13 protein-coding genes and 1 pseudogene are annotated in these 16852 nt (G+C 58.1%); 8 read left to right on the forward strand and 6 right to left on the reverse strand.

Features of this window, described 5'->3' with window-relative positions; translation table 11 throughout:
- From nodU to XI09_RS03210, 6 genes are read right to left on the reverse strand one after another with little or no spacing between them, the layout of a single operon-like run.
- Entirely contained in the window at positions 1–1710 is a 1710-nt protein-coding gene (gene nodU, locus XI09_RS03185) for a nodulation protein NodU (protein WP_271565625.1), read from the reverse strand.
- 12 nt (positions 1711–1722) lie between these two features.
- A complete protein-coding gene (nodS, locus tag XI09_RS03190; RefSeq protein WP_271565626.1) occupies positions 1723–2352 on the reverse strand; it encodes a nodulation methyltransferase NodS in 630 nt (209 codons plus the stop codon).
- 10 nt (positions 2353–2362) lie between these two features.
- On the reverse strand, positions 2363–3739 hold the full coding sequence (gene nodC / locus XI09_RS03195) for a chitooligosaccharide synthase NodC (RefSeq protein ID WP_271565627.1): 1377 nt from the start codon (positions 3737–3739) through the stop codon (positions 2363–2365).
- A gap of 17 nt (positions 3740–3756) precedes the next feature.
- Positions 3757–4416, reverse strand: a complete 660-nt coding sequence (nodB, locus tag XI09_RS03200) for a chitooligosaccharide deacetylase NodB (RefSeq protein ID WP_271553807.1) — start codon at positions 4414–4416, stop codon at positions 3757–3759.
- Positions 4413–5045 carry a NodA family N-acyltransferase gene (locus tag XI09_RS03205; RefSeq protein WP_271565628.1) on the reverse strand — a complete coding sequence of 211 codons (633 nt, stop codon included), beginning with the start codon at positions 5043–5045 and terminating at the stop codon, positions 4413–4415. Before XI09_RS03205 ends, nodB begins: the two co-directional genes overlap by 4 nt.
- 41 nt (positions 5046–5086) lie before the next feature.
- A complete protein-coding gene (locus tag XI09_RS03210) occupies positions 5087–5305 on the reverse strand; it encodes a hypothetical protein (protein WP_271565629.1) in 219 nt (72 codons plus the stop codon).
- Between the two features lie 576 nt (positions 5306–5881).
- Between XI09_RS03210 and nodD1 the strand changes: the two genes are divergently transcribed.
- The 8 genes and pseudogenes from nodD1 to XI09_RS03250 all read left to right on the forward strand — a co-directional run bounded on the left by nodD1 (position 5882) and on the right by XI09_RS03250 (position 16003).
- Positions 5882–6826: a transcriptional regulator NodD1 gene (nodD1, locus tag XI09_RS03215; RefSeq protein ID WP_271565630.1), complete on the forward strand. Its 945-nt coding sequence runs from the start codon at positions 5882–5884 to the stop codon at positions 6824–6826.
- Between the two features lie 634 nt (positions 6827–7460).
- Positions 7461–8447, forward strand: coding sequence for a transcriptional regulator NodD2 (gene nodD2 / locus XI09_RS03220; protein ID WP_271565631.1), 987 nt, complete (start codon positions 7461–7463; stop codon positions 8445–8447).
- A gap of 604 nt (positions 8448–9051) precedes the next feature.
- Entirely contained in the window at positions 9052–9261 is a 210-nt protein-coding gene (locus XI09_RS03225; protein ID WP_271565632.1) for a hypothetical protein, read from the forward strand.
- 120 nt (positions 9262–9381) lie between these two features.
- Positions 9382–10095 carry a MerR family transcriptional regulator gene (locus XI09_RS03230; protein ID WP_271565648.1) on the forward strand — a complete coding sequence of 238 codons (714 nt, stop codon included), beginning with the start codon at positions 9382–9384 and terminating at the stop codon, positions 10093–10095.
- Positions 10096–10572: 477 nt separating this feature from the next.
- Positions 10573–11019, forward strand: coding sequence for an ABC transporter substrate-binding protein (locus XI09_RS03235; RefSeq protein WP_271565649.1), 447 nt, complete (start codon positions 10573–10575; stop codon positions 11017–11019).
- A 2230-nt stretch (positions 11020–13249) separates the two neighbouring features.
- A complete protein-coding gene (locus tag XI09_RS03240; RefSeq protein ID WP_271565633.1) occupies positions 13250–13627 on the forward strand; it encodes a NolY in 378 nt (125 codons plus the stop codon).
- Positions 13628–14249: 622 nt separating this feature from the next.
- Positions 14250–15200: pseudogene (locus tag XI09_RS03245) on the forward strand (IS630 family transposase).
- Positions 15201–15757: 557 nt separating this feature from the next.
- On the forward strand, positions 15758–16003 hold the full coding sequence (locus XI09_RS03250) for a hypothetical protein (protein ID WP_271565634.1): 246 nt from the start codon (positions 15758–15760) through the stop codon (positions 16001–16003).
- Positions 16004–16852: the final 849 nt, after the last annotated feature.

The following is a 16852-nucleotide window of genomic DNA, read 5'->3' on the forward strand; positions in this document are numbered from 1 at the left end:
TTAGGCTGACAGAAGTCGTTCGGCCGATGATGACTTCCTTACGACCGTCTTGGTCCAGAGCAGGCCGTCGCACCACACATGCTCAACCCGTCCCCACTCGCAGGCCGCGGCAGCATCCGGAAAGAATCCACGTCCGTGGAGGTTGGCACTCGTATTGCAGAGCAGCGGAACGCCTGTGAGTTGTTCAAATTCGACGAGAAGCTCGGCGATTTTGTGCGGAGAGTTGCGGGAGATTGTCTGCAGCCGCGCCGAACCGTCCAGATGGACGACAGCGGGGACCTTGTCGCGCCATTCCGCGCGGGTCTGGTGATCGAACAGCATGTAAGGATCTGGCGTACCTGGGTTGAAAATCTCTGGGGCCCGATCCTCCAGACAAATCGGCGCCACCGGTCGGAAGTGCTCGCGACGCTTAATGTCGTTGAGATGATCTTTCATTGCTGGGGAGGTCGGGGCTGCAAGAATGCTTCTGCCGCCCAACGCCCGCGGCCCAAGCTCGGCGCGCCCGGAAAGGAAGATGATCGGCTTGTTGTCGGCGAGAATCGCCGCAAGTTCACGCAGAGTGCACGGCGCGGCCTCCCAGTCCGACGGAAGCTCGCTGTCCTGCAGGGCCGGCCCACTGTAGACTGACCATTCCACTGGCCCGAAGCCATTTTGCGCCGCCATCGCACCGCAAGCAGCGCCGATTGCCGAGCCGCTGTCATTCGGAAACGGCGGCACCCAGACATCATCGAACAGTCCCGTCATACGAAGCGCACTGTTCCACTTGATATTGAGACCGCAACCTCCGGCGACACATAGATTTCGCGCCCCCGGAAGCGACGAGTGCCGCAGCAGGACCATCGCGATTTCCCTGACAAGAAGACGTTCCAGGAACACATGAAACGACGCAAGAACGTCCTCCGCTCGCTTGGCCGTCAGGCGCAATGCGCTTGCCTCAAAGAACTCGTGTATAGCTGCGAGAGACGATTCCGCATTGTTTATGTCCGCGCGGTAGCGACGAGCCTGCTCGGTGTCGGCCGCGAAGCGCTTTTCATAGAGCTCCTGAAACACCGCCACGATGCTTTCGTCGACAGCGCCAAGCGCGATGTATGCCATCAGCTTGCCGGCGATGCCCAAATCCCAACTGGAGCGGTTCGGCTGCCTGTAAGGCCCGAAGTGAAGGCCCGCGGCAGCATAGGCGTGGCCGATCATCGGAAACAGGGATCCAATGAGCCGCGCCCCCCGAGGTTCGACATAGTAAAGACGTGGAAAGATGCAGCCGTCCCATACCAGACAGAACGCCGGTTCTCCCGCGCTGGCAAAGGGACTGGTGCTATATGCTGACGCGACGTGGCCCGTGACGTGCGGGTAGCTCTTATATGGAAACACCTTGCCGCCGAGGATCAGGCCAAAGCCGTCGACGGAATCAAGAAGCCCCTCAGCATGGCGCTCGACGTATGGCGCCCCTTTCAGCGCGATCGGCACAGCTCCACTGAGGACCTGGAAATGCGACTCGATCTCACCATCCCAGCCGTCAATGACGAACTGATCGATATCTCGCGGATCCAGGCCATGCTCCGCCAATGCGAGCACGACTGCATCGAGATTCTCGACGGATTGATAGCGTGGACTGTTGCCGCGCTTCTCTTGCTCGGTGCAAAAGAGAAGCCGCCCGTCCTCGACGACAGCAATTGCGCCGTCATGTGTTAACTTGATGCCGCAGATGCGCATACGAACTCCTGCCTAGTGACTGACGTTTGATTGTTCTGACGGGTGACCCTGCTTCCGGAACCGGACGATCAAGCAGTCTTCGTTGACCGACCCGGTGTGGCAGTGCAGACGCTCGACCTCCGATAGACTCTCGTTAAAGAGACCGATCACCGTCTCGGCACCAGCTGCATGACCCCAGCGTTGACACGTGGCATCACGTGCGGACCCGAAAATCAGAGCTCCATTTGGTGCAAGCATACTCACAAGGTTGCGGATAGCCGCATGCATCTCGACAATGTCCTTGAGGTAGTAGAGAACTTCGGCCACGACAATCAAATCGAACTGCTCAGTGGTCGAGAACCGTTGAATGTCGCAGGTCACCCACGTGATATGTGACCACTTCCTGGTCCGTAGTCGCGCTCGCTCGATCGCCTGCGGCATGACATCGACCACCGTGAGTCGCTCGCAAAGCGGCGCCAGCCTGTCCGTGAATGCACCGGCTGCACATCCTACTTCGAGGGCATACGCAAGATCTCCACTGCAACGCGACATCCGGAGCATTTGCGCGTATCGCTCCTGCTCGAACGAACTGCTGTCGAGGCGCCATGGATCGTCGACAGCCAACTCTCGCTCTAATAGCTGATGGTTTTTGTCCGAGATCATGAGCAACCACCTATTTGAAGGCGGTCGAACGATCGCGAGCGCAAACACTCTCCGTCGCCGCCAGGTTCGATGAAGGGTGCGAAGGCCCCGCCTTATGAATTGTGCCAGACATTCCCCCTATACTTGCAGGACTTCGTCCAGCGTTCGGGTGCAGGATGACACACTGTTTTTCCCCTTCGGTCGGCACGTTGGCGACCTTGCGCGATAGCCAATCGCTGTTGCTCAATGTGCAAAGTGCATAGGCCTTCAAAGGAAGTAAGAGGAAGATATTGATCGGTGTGTGGAGCGAGAAGCCGAGAAACCGCACTTCGCGAGCACGAAGGGCTGCAACACTGCACCGGACCATCGTCATTGCTACAATCGTCAATCCCGTCCACCAGGGTACCGAGCCGCCGATTACAAGCTGCGCGAACGCAGCCAGTGATGAAAGGGCGAGAAGCAACGGGCCGAGATTTTGCCCGATAACGTCTAGCGTCAGATAGCCATCGAGCTCCGGCAGCAGACGCAATGCAAGAAACGTGTCCCGAAAGGTACTGCGCGCCCAGCGGAGCTGCTGACGCAGATATGGCGCAAGGCTGTCCGGAACTACTGTTGCTGCGATTGCGTCCGGGACATATTCGGTTCGAAACCCCGCCTTGAGCATGAGGATCGTTAGATGGCGATCCTCGCCGAAATCGCTCGGCTTCCCGCGAAAGAATTGCGCTTCGTATTGATCAAGCAGCAAAGCGAGCGCGGAGCGACGATACATCGCACAAGGGCCGCAGCAGCACATGACGGCACCGAAACGAGCCTGTGCCGCACGCTCTTCGTTGCACGCCAACCAGTATTCCATATCGATCAGCCTGGTCAGCCAGGTTTCGCTGCGATTGCTCGCTATCAACTGACCCATGGCCGCACCGATTTCTGGGTCATGCATCTTCACTACAAGCTTCGTGACAACGTCAGCAGCAAGTATCGTATCCGAGTCGACGTTGAGCACCAGGTCCCCGGATGAGCTGCGTATTGCAGCGATCTGCGCCTTGCGCTTTCCAACGTTGTTTGCCAGCAAGATGATGCTGAATCTCGGATCGTTCGCATAGATTTTGTGTACAGGCGCGACAACGTCGCGATTTGCAGATCCGTCGTCGACCACATAGACCTGTAACTTTCCCGCGTAGTCTTGACTCGCAAGCGACTCCAGACATTCGGCGAGCGTGTTTGGATCCTCGTTGAAGCACGGCACGATGACGTCTACACTGGGAAGGACCCCGTCCGATTGTCCCAGGTTGTCCTGCAGCGATGAGTTATTCGCCGGTTGGGCATAAAGCGCTTGCGCGCTCTTGTAGATAGTGGAGAGCAGTGCATAACACGAAACGGCGACAGCACTGGTTGTAGCGAGCAGGTCCATAGGGTGCCAGTTTTTGTTCAGTGAAGTTGAGGGAGCGGACGAATTACAAACCCGCGCCGTTGCAATGCCGGAATCAGATATGACAGCGCCATCGTGGTCTGATCACGCTGCGTAGCATCAGTGCACAGCCTCTCCTCATCAGGAGGATATCCGTCGTGCAGGAGCACAATTGCACCCGGGCGAACGCTCGCGAGCACTGAATTCACAATTCTATCAACCCCGGGGCGGGACCAATCTCGCGGATCGACCGACCAGTGCAGAGCTGTGAGACCAGCGCTCGCTGACATAGCGAGCACCTCTTGTGTCCATATGCCGTAAGGTGCTCGCATGTGCCTGGGCGAGGCCTGCGGGCACGCCGAACGGATCGCCTCGCTCGCCGTCAACACTTCATCGTGCACCTCCGCAGGTCCGCATCTGGATAGATCCGGATGCGTCATCGTGTGGTTCGCAACCTCGTGTCCTTCCGCGATCATTCGTCGAATGAGTTCAGGTTGGTCGGCCGCATACGTGCCGATCACGAAGAACGTCGCCGGAACCTGATGTTGCGCCAGCACATCGAGCACCTCTGGCGTGCAAAATGGATTTGGCCCATCGTCAAAGGTCAAATAGACAGGGCGACTTCCGCTCACGTCAGCGTAGTCGCATCGGACAGCAGATAGGGGGAAAAGCTCGTTCACAGCTCAGGCCCGTTCCGATCGATGATCGTCCCGGCCGGCCACTCGCTCATCGAGCGTCCAACCGGGAAAACCACCACGATCACGTCTTCGATCCGGATCGGCGACAAATTGGGATAGACATCCGGATGCGTGGAGCGGACGCGAATGCCAGACAGGAGGGTGGCGAGCCCCTGCCTTTCGACCAGTCGGGTCATATGTTTCTCTAGCGCAGGCCGAACCGTACCAAAGCCGAACGGAACCCCAACCTCCTGCAGTATGGGATACATCACGCGCATCGCGTGGCTGATTCCCAGCCCTTCAAGATCCGGACGCACCGCATATAACCCCAGTTCGGCCACGAGGAGATCGACCCCACCAATCTTGATGAAGCGGCGTAGTAACCCGAGGTGAGCAGCTACCCCGCGGGCGTCGTAACCAATTACGCGGAACTCAGGTCTTGCACCGGCCCAACTTCGGTTGCCCTCAAATGGCTGCGCATTGAACGCACCGGTCGGCCCGTAACTCTTGCGGAAGAACTCGGCGAGCTCGGCATGATCGGCGAGCTGCAGTTCGTTTTCCCAGCGACGGCTCCACTTCACTTGGGCGCGCGCAGAAGGAGCTTCCGCAGTCCGGCATACGGCGATGTTCATGGCGGGCTTCCTTGCGCCAGTGGAATTAAGAGCGGAGATGGTCACGTGATGTCGCTACTCGCCGAACCGCTGATCAATACTGAAATGCGCTGCCATGCGTCGTAGGAGCTCAGCACCCTCGCCTGCACCGTGCCGTGCGCCTTCGCTCGCGACGAAGCGATCGCATGGTTCGCGCTCGTCATCCCGGCCAATGCCCCGCGCGAGATATGCGGGAAGATGCCGACGAGGCGATTGGACCATCCAGAACCTGTCTGCACCATGGAGCTTTTCCGCCTCGTCCAGCATCGCTGTCGACGTGTTGACGTCTGAGGGCATGCCATCGATGCGCGGGGCCGCTTCGAGGGCGCATCGGAGTGGCATTAGATCAAACTGGTTCTTATGCATCTTCGACTCGCCCTGAATGCGGTGGACAGGCGAGCCGTTTGGACAGTCGCCGGGAATACTTGGCATGCGCAATCTGCACCTGCCGCTATTCCGCGACACTAGAATGAGGCTGAACGCGCCCTCAAGTGTACGTGGGTAAACCTCCAATATGGAAACGGATGGAGTACGCATACCAACGTTTATCGGGACCCGCTTGGCGTCCGATCGAGCGCGCTTCGCAACCGAGAAGAAGCGATGCGGCTCGCACGGCGCGCCCATCGCAGCCCGCGAAACCGATGCGGCGGGTGCTCGCACCTCCAGGAGTTTTTCTCTGAGCCCGCGTGAACGACCAACAGCCATCGTGGTATGCCATGATTACTTTTCCAAACTGATGTTTGCTATCCAACATCCCGCGATTTGGTAAAATCGATTGTTTCGATAGAACACATCCACACGATGGATAGACTCACAACATGCGGTTCAAGGGACTCGATCTAAATCTTCTCGTTGCGCTCGATGCTCTGATGACGGAGCGCAACCTCACAGCGGCGGCGCGCAAAATTAACCTGAGCCAGCCCGCTATGAGCGCTGCGATCGCGCGGCTGCGCACCTATTTCCGCGATGAACTATTTACCATGAGAGGTCGCGAGCTCGTCCCGACACCTGGCGCGGAGGCGCTTGCAGGTCCGGTTCGCGAGGCCCTGCTGCACATCCAACTCTCGATCATATCACGGGACGCGTTCGACCCGACTCACTCGAGCCGACGCTTCAGGGTCATTCTCTCCGATTTCATGACAATCGTCTTTTTTCGGAGAATCGTGGACCGTATTGCACACGAAGCCCCCGCGGTACGCTTCGAATTGCTGCCATTTTCCGATGAACCCGATGAGCTGCTCCGCCGGGGCGAGGTCGACTTTCTCATTCTGCCGGAATTGTTCATGTCGAGCGCGCACCCTAAGGCGACGCTGTTCGACGAGACCCTCGTGTGCGTGGGATGCCGCGCGAACAAGCAGCTATCGCGGCAGCTTACGTTCGAGAAATACATTTCGATGGGGCACGTTGCGGCCAAGTTCGGACGGGCGCTGAGACCAAACCTAGAAGAATGGTTTTTGCTTGAGCACGGCCTCAAGAGACGCATTGAGGTCGTTGTGCAGGGCTTTAGCCTGATTCCGCCGATATTGTTAGACACGGGCCGTATCGGCACGATGCCATTACGGCTCGCCAGACACTTTGAAAAGCGGATGCCGCTGCGGATCGTCCAACCACCGCTCCCCCTGCCAACATTCACCGAGGCTGTGCAGTGGCCTGCGTTCCACAATACCGACCCGGCGAGCATTTGGATGAGGCGGATATTGCTGGAGGAGGCATCCAACATGGCATCTGGGCTTCAGGAGCCTCCAACTCGCAGGCGCTGCTAGGCTCACCATAAGCCGCTCTCGGCACGTTCCAAATACGCTATTAAATCCTTCGATGTGCTCGGCAGCTTAATCACTTCAACGTCTCGGGGGCGAAGCTGCTAGAGGCCACAGGGAGGCTGCGATAAGACTTGCCGGGTGGTGAGCGTGGTGACCTCGCAGGTGTGGTTTGATGCGCCTGCACTGCAAACAGGTGAAGCCCAGCAATATCGCGCACGCTTCTTCCAGAACAATAATGTTTGGCTTGCCCAATAAAATCGCTTGAACCCCACACTGCGTCAGGTTGTAGGCTGGCCGCCGTGACTAACGCTGCACTACGCATCCCGTCGACAGGGCGCTTTGGCGAACTCACGGCGTCGGCCGGACACTGATCTGCGATTAACGAACTGACCGGGTCCTGTTGCGTGGATCGCCGGAAGCAGCGAGACCGATCAGCTTCGGGACTCCTGACGGTTTCCGGCCGCTGGTGGTCGGCCTACCGCCTTGCTCGCCATTCTTGCGATCATCCAGCGAGCGTCTTCTCGCGATCGCACGATGGAACCGACGTCCATTCCGGCGACGCAATAAGACCGCTTCAGACGAGCCGTCGCCGCTCGTTGTATGCACCGCAAGGATGGTTTGTGCTGGATAAGAAGACATGCGTTTCAACGGTCTGGATCTAAATCTTCTCGTCGCGCTGGATGCTCTAATGACTGAGCGCAACCTCACCGCAGCGGCACGCAAGATTAACCTTAGTCAGCCGGCCATGAGCGCAGCCGTTGCCCGGCTGCGCACCTATTTCCGTGATGATCTGTTTGCGATGAGAGGGCGGGAACTTGTCCCGACCTCATGCGCGGAAGGACTCGCAGCTCCTGTCCGCGAGGCTCTAATGCACATTGAGCTCTCCATTATCGCGAGGGACGTGTTTGACCCGGCTCGATCGAATCGGCGATTCAGGATCGGCCTTTCCGATTTTATAACAGTCGTATTCTTCCGAAATGTCGTGGAGCGCGTCGCGCGAGAAGCACCCGGTGTCAGCTTCGAACTGGTGCCGCTCACAGATCAGCACGATGAGCTTCTCCGCCGCGGCGAAGTCGATTTTGTTATCCTGCCGGAATTATTCATGTCCAGCGCGCACCCCAGGGCGGCCCTGTTCGAGGAGAGACTCGTCTGCATAGGCTGCTGCACGAACAGCCAACTACTACGGCGGCTTACATTCGATCGGTATATGTCGATGGGCCACGTTGCGGTTAAGCTCGGAGGTGCGCGCAAGATCCCGGTCGAGGAATCCTTTTTACTCGATCTCGGCCTCAATCGGCGCATCGACATTCTCGTGCAGAGCTTCAGCATGATCCCGCCCCTTCTGGTAGGCACGAACCGCATAGGGACGATGCCATTAAGGCTCGTAAAGCATTTCCAAAGAACGATGCCCCTTCGGATTGCCGAGCTTCCGCAGCCATTCCCCGCCTTCACCGAGGCGGTCCAATGGCCCGTGCTTCACAACAGCGACCCGGAAAGCATCTGGATGCGAGGGATATTGTTGCAGGAGGCTTCCCGCATGGCAACTGCACAAGAGCCCTCCATCATCTGCACTTCGGAACGAGCGGATGCTGCCGGATATTTCGCACGATCTGTCTCGCCGTAGCCGTAAGGACGTTTGCAAAGTCTGCGAACCTCGTATCCCAACACATATCTCAAAGCACGCAATTGAGGCCCGCCTCGCTCGAACTCATCGTCGCTGGATAGTGATCCTAGCAGCGGACGGCTATCATGACGACGTTGTGTAGCTCTTTCGCACGTTGGCATCAGGCTCGTCGTGCGAGCGGCGGCTCAGACTGTTGGCCCTCTTACAGACAGGGACGGAGCGACGCGCTCGCTGCCAAGCCAGGCCTTTACGTTGCAACCCGGCCTCCGGGCGCACCTGCCTCGATACAGCAGGATCGGCACGGGGCTGTCGTCGTCAACTCTCAGAATGAGTAGCGGCTCCCAATGAGCGGAGACGATTCCTCTTCTTCTGAGCTGTACCACCACGCACAGTGAGCGTGGTGGTCATCGCTCATGCATATGACCACGATCTCTCGCCCTGTCGAAGCAAGCATCGCGCCGCGTGTTGCCCTGTCGCATCACCCTGGAGTACATCGCATCTTCGTCGCTCTGCGCCGCCGGTCTGACTTCTTTTGGCCCTACCGCGGCCAAACGTCTTGACGACGTGCGCTGCCCTGACGCAATGACAAACAAGGAGCTGAACGTTGGAGCAATGCAGCGAGGTGTTCGATCCGGAAGAGCTTTCCGTCCTGGGAAGCCCTTATGATGGCGCGGCCACGGCGTTACCGCCATCAATGCGAAATCCGGAGAATCGCACAGCAATCGCCAAACTCATCCTGGAGCGTACAGCGGCTGGCGAGGCTCAACTGGCATGCCTGACGAACTTGTTGATCAACATTTCCCCTCAGGGTTGATCCCCCGCCATTCTAAGGATAGTCACCACTCTCGCGCTGGAATGGAAGACGATCCAGCTAGAGCTTTGAAATAGCTTGAATCATACGTGACGTCAGGTTGTAGGCTTTGAAATGAACAACATGAGCAAAGCTACACCACGAAGGCGTCGATGGCGCATTGGCGAACTTGCAGAGGCGACCGGAGTAACGGTACGCGCGCTGCATCATTATGAACACACGGGGCTCCTAGCAGCCTCAGAGCGTACTGACGGCGGCCACCGGATGTACGACCGCGAAAGCGTGCAACGGGTTCACCAGATTCGGGCGCTACGTGAGCTTGGCTTCTCCCTTATCGAGATCCGTAAAGCTATGGAGGGCACGACCTCACTCACCGACCTGCTGCGCAAACATCTAGAGCGGATAGAACTTCAAGTCGCTCGAACAACTCTGTTGCGAGATCGTTTGCGCAACATGACCAACGACAGTGAGATCCAGGTAAGTGTGGATGAGCTGCCTGCCACCCTGAATGCCATGTCGCGGGTCGAAACGCGTAGTCAGACGTCCCGATGCACCTGCAAGTTAGCTGCAGATCGCGAGGAGCGGTGGCGGCGGATCCGCGACGACCTGCGTGATTGTATGGATCGGGGCGAGCACCCTTGCGGCGAGCGGGCAAAGGCTGTCGCAGTTGCAGCACGCCTGCTGATCAGCGAAATCGCCGGCGCCGATTCACGCGTTTCGATGATCCTGAAGGTACTTGCACGATTAAGCGCCCCCCGTAGTCTGGCTGGTTGGGATCCCTGCCTCATGCAATATCTCGATCTCGCCCTTGGCGGGTTGGAGGATCAGCCGTACTGACGTCCTCATGGCCAGCTCCGCATAGGATTGCCGATCGGCCTTGGCAAGCTGAAAGCGCGACGACGCTTGGTTGATCGGCGACTCTGATGCGGGCCGACAGTTTTACGGATTCAACCGGACAGATCGTCGTGGCCTCGCCGATCCGCGCTCCCTGACGCCTTGATCGAGGCTCCCCTCAAACGGGGCTTGAACCGCACGTAACGTCAAATTGTAGGCTCTACCGTGGTCGCAATCTGGCCGACCTAACGCACGCTTCGCTTGGCAGGCAGCCTCGACCTGCAGGCACGTCTGATCACAGCTGCTGGCGGTTCACTTCAGGTGAACATTGGGAGCTCTACAATGTTAAATGGGCGTTACGCTTCTGCTGCGCGGGCAGCGGTTCTCTTCTGCGCCCTCGCCTCGGCTGCGCGCGGTTCCGAGGTCAGTATTGCCGTGGCTGGCCCAATGAGCGGAAGCAGCGCTGCGTTCGGCGCGCAAATGCGCGATGGTGCGGCTGCGGCGTTCGAGGCGTTGAACGCTTCGGGCCTACCTCCCGATACCAGGGTGATATTGAGTGTCGCCGACGACGCCTGCGACGCGAAGCAAGCTGTCGCAGTCGCGAATAAGCTCACAACAGAGCGAGTCCGGTTGGTCGTTGGCCATTTTTGTTCCTCTTCGTCGATCCCGGCCTCCGATATCTACGCCGAAGCTGCCATCCTTCAGGTGTCACCTGGCTCGTCAAATCCTCAGCTAACAGAACGCGGCCTTCTGTCTTTCGGAACTGCAGCCGCGACGACCAACAGGGCACCGTTGCCGCTGAGTACATTCACCGGAACTACCCTGACGACAAGATCGCAGTGCTCGACGACAAGAGCACCGCAGGCAAGGGCCTCGAGGCACAGCTTAAGAGATTCGGTGAACAAGTCATTCGGCAAAGCTATGTAGCCGGTGAAAAGGATTAGAGGGCGTTGGTCTCAAGAATGAAGAAGAATCGGGTGCGCGTCGCCTATATCGGCGGCTATCATACCGAAATCGGATTGTTTGTACGCCAGGCAGCAGAAGCAGGAGCGGACTCATCGTCATGGCGAGCGATCCGTTGATGACCTCTGAATTCTGGGCCATTACCAGCAGCGCTGAAAATGACACATTGTTTACCTTCATGCCGGCCCCGCCAGGAATGCCAATGCGCTCGGCGTGGTAGCCCGACTCAAAGCTTCCAACCTGTCCGCTGAAGGCTACACGCTTTACGCCTATGCAGCCGTGCAAGCATGGGCAGAGGCGGTGAACCGGACCGGCTCCTTCAATGCTGCGCGTCGCCAGTGCACTTCGTTCACGGCCGATCGATACCGTGATTGGCCCAGTCTGGTTCGATACAAAGGGAGACGATGCGGCTCCTGGTTTTCTCGTTTACCGCTGGCGCCACGGTCATGTTGAAACTGTCGAGCAGAACTGATTGGCATCAACGCCGCCTCCCCAAGCCCAAAGTGACACGGATGATGAGACGCCCTCAGGACGTTGGAGCAGCGATACTCGCAAGCTCTCTTATACTTGCCGCTTTTGGAGCGTTTTTCGCGTTCGTTGGAGCGCTCGCAGAGCTACCCGATGTCGACCTGAAGGAGACGCTACGGCCGATGATAGACAAATAGTAGCCGTGCCGAGCTGATCTGGCTCGCAGGTAACCGGCGATGGCGGGAAACAACTAATTAACGCGCTTTCGATGTAGGCGATGAGATTACTCGCGTTCGCTATCCACGAGCTGGATGCATCCCATCGACACTTTCAATTTTACTAATTTCTGCCGAATACCCATAAGTCGTTCGCCGGTTTCCGGAAAGCACATTTCACGAATGTCGTGTGACAATGAATCCCTTTTGCTTTCAGCATAGTCGCGGGCCAATTCAAGCTTCTCGTGGCTGCATCCCCAACGACACCGCTCAATCTTTGAAATCGACGCACGTGCGGCGCAAACGCGGTCGGATGGCCAATCGCAACGTCTGGCGCGCAATCTATCGCGTTGTCGCCTCCCCCTTTGCCATCATACCAAAAGCCTCCAAAAAGATCGGCTCTCACGCACACTGTTTGGCCAGGGTAAATGCGTGCGCTGCATAGAACTCGGGCAGGCGAACTGCCCTCTGCAACGGTGCGGGCTGGACTTGTCGCCCCGACCAGGCGGGCAGCGTCGACAATCCGCCGCTGTCGCGACCTCCAAGCAAAGCAATACAGTCAGCTATCTAACTACCTTAAGTGCAAGACACATATCCTCCGGCCAGGACGAGGCACGGATGTCGATCCGTGCGATGAGACCAGTCTCGCGATCTTACTGTCCGCCCCCGGTACGTCGTGTGATCGTGGATTCTCACTCCGCTCGCGTGCTCAGCTTTCGTCGGCGGGCGGCGCCCACACCCGCTTCCTACAGACTGACGCCCCCCATCTCATTCTACGCGTCGCCGCTCTTGGAACAAATCAAGACGCGGTTATGCCTTGTCAGCAATCCTTGCATCACCATCGGACCGAGTGGTGGACGTGCGCGATCTGCCGGTCTTGGATCTCAGCGCGCACAGCTTCCAGGAGCCTATCCGCACGCTCAGCGTGCCAGGCATCTCCAGTCAACGATTGCAGAGAGGAACCGCAGATGTATGTAGCGGATGTTGGTTCTGGGTTGCCTGGCAGGGACTGGGCCATTATTGTCTGGCATGATGAGGAGTCCAGTTCTGGGCCAGCTAACGGCGCATCTTCAGCAACAGCTTCCTCCAGCGCCAAGCGCTCCGTATGGCATTCTGCCTCGCGAGCCCTCTGGTTACGTCTCGATCGCTATGCCACGCGGCAAGAAATCCCGCAGCAGTTCGGGCGGCCGCTTCTCGACTTGCCGTCATCAGCGGCGTCCCCGCTGGCTGGAGTCACGGCCATTGCCCGACGCGCTCGACCGGCTCGACGGTCCAATCAAATGACGGGTCATCTACAACGCTGTTCGCAGCGCTCTATACCCTCGATTCCGGCTTTGCGATCCTTTCGCGGCACATGCCTGCCACCCTCTCTCCTCGGCGACCGTGCGTGCGCACCTTGCCTGGTGCAGCAGCCATTCATTCTAGCGTCGCGTCAGCCATGTCGCGAACGGGGAAGCACGACACAACCGTTACTCAGCCTGCCCTGCATTTAACTACTCTGGAGCAACACCGTGGAACTTGACCCTTCCAATTCACGCATACAGGACCTCGAGGATCGCATCGACCTGCAACTCAACATCGTGGCCGCCCTCATAAGCGAAGAAGGCAACGAGCTCGAAGCGATCCGACTGCTTAACGCACTCACAAACCAAATGATTACGGCGGAACTGGAGCTCGGCCACCTCGGCGACACGAGAACCGCTGACCGCGCCGGCGACCGGCGAACAGCGCGACTGTCGCGAGACCGTGGCGTTTACAACCCCGAAGACCTTCAGGTTTTGGGACGTCTTCTCGATCAGGCAGTGGCGGCATTACCGGCAGTTCTGCGAACTCCCGCCAACCAATTGAAGATCGCCAAACTAATTCTGTCACGTGCAGCAGCGGGCTGAGATTTCATTTGGCTTTTTCTGGCGGTTGAGGGCGCGTTTATCGAACGTTCATCGCTGGGCTGACAGTCGTGCTACGGCCGTACGCATCAGGGATCGAAGGCTTGGGGTTTATGGGCTCACCGTCCCGTAAGCGCGCCGCTTCCGCTGGCTTTCCATATCGCAACTGCTCGCTACCATGTTCGAAATCAGGCGCGCCCTATTAAACCACCTCGCGCCGGAGATGACACAGCTACATTCAATCCAGCTAGACCTTGCTGTTCCTCGAGCTCCTGATAGCTATGGTGTCTTATACGCCTGCGGCCCACTTCAAGGGCTGGTAGCGGGGAAGCGCAACCCAACACATGCGTGCGAGACATTCGCACGGCTATCGCCGCCTTGTGATTCCTCAATGCGTTCGGCCCTCGTTGCGGCATTGTCTCCTACAAACCCGCAACGAACGGCACCCCACATTCCTTTGCCGGGCGGTAGGAGAGCATCGCAACTGCCGCGGCATTTCGCTCCTCTTCTCTAGAGCGTTAGCCCATCGGACTGAGTCGCTGGGGATTCACAAATCAGCGGTTTCATGATTCAAGCTGCTGGCCGGACGGGAGGCCGGCGGGCATGGCGAAACCGCTGTCGATGGATCTTCGCGATTCTTCGCGAACGTGTACTGGCCTGTATTGCAGGGGGCATTTCCGGCCGGCAGGCTGCCGACCGATTTGGGGAAAGCGCGGCGAGCGTGAGCCGCTGGCGAATGCGCGAGCGGGAACAAGGTGACGCCCAGCCGAGAGCACAGGGCGGCGATCGCAAGTCTCATCTGATCGATGCCCATCAGACGACGATCCTGACTCTGCTCGAGGCCACGCCCGATATCACCATCGAGGAATTGCGCGATAGCTTGAGCAAACAAGGCCTATCCTTTGGCTATGGCACGATCCGCCGCTTCTTCGAGCGCCACAAGATCACGCGTAAAAAAAGACCGCCCATGCCACAAAGCAGGATCGCCCGGATGTCTTGACGCGGCGCGAGGCCTGGCGTGAGAGCCAGGACAAGCTCGATCGGAACCGGCTCGTCTTCATTGATGAGACCTGGGCATCGACCAACATGGCGCGAACACATGGCCGTTGCCAGCGCGGCGAACGGCTGCGGGCCAGCGTTCCTCATGGACATTGGAAAACAACAACCTGCGTAGCCGCTCTAACCACACGCGGCATCATCGCACCTTGGGTGCTCGATGGTCCCATCAACCGCGATGCCTTCGAGACCTATGTCGAAAAGGTGCTCGTCCCCGAGCTTCCAACCGATGCCATCGTGATCATGGACAACCTCTCCAGCCACAAAGGGCCGCATGTCCGCGAGATGATCGAGGCTGCCGGCGCAACGCTCCTTTATCTTCCGCCCTACAGCCCCGACTTCAACCCGATAGAGAACGCCTTCGCAAAGCTCAAAGCAAATCTGCGAAAGGCTGCCGAACGCACTGTCGTGCGGTCTCTGGGACGCTATCGACGGCATCATCGACACTTACACGCCCGCAGATTCCTCAAACTACTTCGCTGCCGCAGGATATTTGCAACCTGATCGGCTAACGTTCTAGTGGGCCTCACCTGGAGCAAACCGCACCGAGAGCAGGAGGCCATGCGCAGGGTCGAACAACAGGACGACGGGCCGCGGGCACATGTCAGAAAGCAAACAAGCAGCGTTCGGAACACGCCACATGATTCCAAAAACGGCATGACAACCAGCATTGCGATTTGAACGCTTCTTGGCTTGAGACTGCGAAAGGAGCTGAACGGTCAATTTTCATCATGTTCGAGTTTAGTCGTGATTGGCATGGCGCGGATCTTCCGATTGCAGTAAGAAGAGCCACAACTATTGACCGATGCCAAGCAACAAGAGCACTTCGGCAACGAAGCGCGCGAACAACGCGTGCTCGCTTAAAGCGTTTTTGGATTATTCGAATCGCGCATGGCAATACGACATTCGGTCATCGGAACTTCAACAAACATCTATAAACTTCATTGAAGCGCCGAGAGCGGCTCGATAGGCAAGCGAGCTGCGGCCCTGATGTCTTACTTGCTGGGACAAGCCACAGACCCTCGGTTAGCTTTTGGCAAGGTACTTTCTTGTATCAGGACGTCGAGGAGTGTTGAGATGGATCAGTTCTTATCCGAGCAAGTGCAGGTGCGAGATGCTATCGTGAGCGTCGCATTTGATAAGGCTTGGCGCTTCGTCGAGAAGGATCCGTTGCTGGCGCATAATCTCAAGACGGTCCTTCATAGCCGGTTGCGAACATTCCTTGAGTGTTCGATAAGGAACGGCGAACGGAATACTTTGACTCTTGCAAACGAGGCGATACGCAAGTTGCGGGCTGAACTGGCGCCGTCGAGCGAGCAATAAGGCGCTTGCACCTCTACTGCCAGGTGGGTTTGGCTTCGTTAAGGCTCTTGGGAATCTTATGCGGCAGGAAAACAACCGGGTCAGAGCGTGGTCCAGCTGACCTTCCTCCACTCATGCTCTGCGCCGCTGAAGACGAGCACGTTCGGGGCGACTGTTGGCTGTGCAGCTCTTCTGGCGACCCGCTCCTTCTGTCGCTAACTAGCTAGCGCCAAAGCCAGGCTGGGCCAACCCGCCCCGTGCATGCTCGCTGTTCAGAGAGTTCGGCAAATGAAGACCGCTGATCGAGGACGCGTCTCGGGCGCTCAGGCTCATCCTTCCGGCAGGACGGTCATGAGCGATGCGGTGATGGTCGATCACAGCCCTCGATCGCTTTGGCTCCGGACCTACTACAAGTGTAGCACGATGTTCCTCAATCTCTACCTTGATCGAAGGGCGTCAAGAAGCCGATGCGGCTGCGCTTGACAAGGCTCTTCCTTGAAGTTGTGCAAGCTCGCGCCGAGCCCAAGATCAGGAGAGAAAACGGTATGCCTTTCCTGGCGCCAGCGAATAATAGCGCGGCTGTGCAGCCTCGTCGCCGACTTGCTCTGGGTTCCACTTTACTGGCCTCGCCAAACACCTCGCAGCATTTTGTCGCATCACAGGCCATCACGAACGGATCGCATTCAAAGAAGGACCTGCGCCAAGCGACCACTGTCAGGCCGCAGCATTTCGGTCGAGGCAGTGCATGGCAATTTGCGCGCTTCACAATCTGACGCGGCGTGCGATTGGCCCCATTTCTTTCGAAGACATGTTGTGCCGCAGTTACAGCAATTCGCGATCATATTGTTAAACGCACGGCGCCGGGGGGCA

The organism is Bradyrhizobium sp. CCBAU 11386 (genome assembly GCF_028128955.1).
In the GTDB taxonomy this organism is placed as follows: Bacteria; Pseudomonadota; Alphaproteobacteria; order Rhizobiales; family Xanthobacteraceae; genus Bradyrhizobium.

Bases quoted from the DNA above. Each gene is read 5' to 3' on its own strand.
- nodU (WP_271565625.1), bottom strand. From the start codon at position 1,710: ATGCGCATCTGCGGCATCAAGTTAACACATGACGGCGCAATTGCTGTC.
- nodS (WP_271565626.1), bottom strand. From the start codon at position 2,352: ATGATCTCGGACAAAAACCATCAGCTATTAGAGCGAGAGTTGGCTGTC.
- nodC (WP_271565627.1), bottom strand. From the start codon at position 3,739: ATGGACCTGCTCGCTACAACCAGTGCTGTCGCCGTTTCGTGTTATGCA.
- XI09_RS03205 (WP_271565628.1), bottom strand. From the start codon at position 5,045: ATGAACATCGCCGTATGCCGGACTGCGGAAGCTCCTTCTGCGCGCGCC.
- XI09_RS03210 (WP_271565629.1), bottom strand. From the start codon at position 5,305: ATGGTGCAGACAGGTTCTGGATGGTCCAATCGCCTCGTCGGCATCTTC.
- nodD1 (WP_271565630.1), top strand. From the start codon at position 5,882: ATGCGGTTCAAGGGACTCGATCTAAATCTTCTCGTTGCGCTCGATGCT.
- nodD2 (WP_271565631.1), top strand. From the start codon at position 7,461: ATGCGTTTCAACGGTCTGGATCTAAATCTTCTCGTCGCGCTGGATGCT.
- XI09_RS03230 (WP_271565648.1), top strand. From the start codon at position 9,382: ATGAGCAAAGCTACACCACGAAGGCGTCGATGGCGCATTGGCGAACTT.
- XI09_RS03235 (WP_271565649.1), top strand. From the start codon at position 10,573: ATGCGCGATGGTGCGGCTGCGGCGTTCGAGGCGTTGAACGCTTCGGGC.
- XI09_RS03250 (WP_271565634.1), top strand. From the start codon at position 15,758: ATGGATCAGTTCTTATCCGAGCAAGTGCAGGTGCGAGATGCTATCGTG.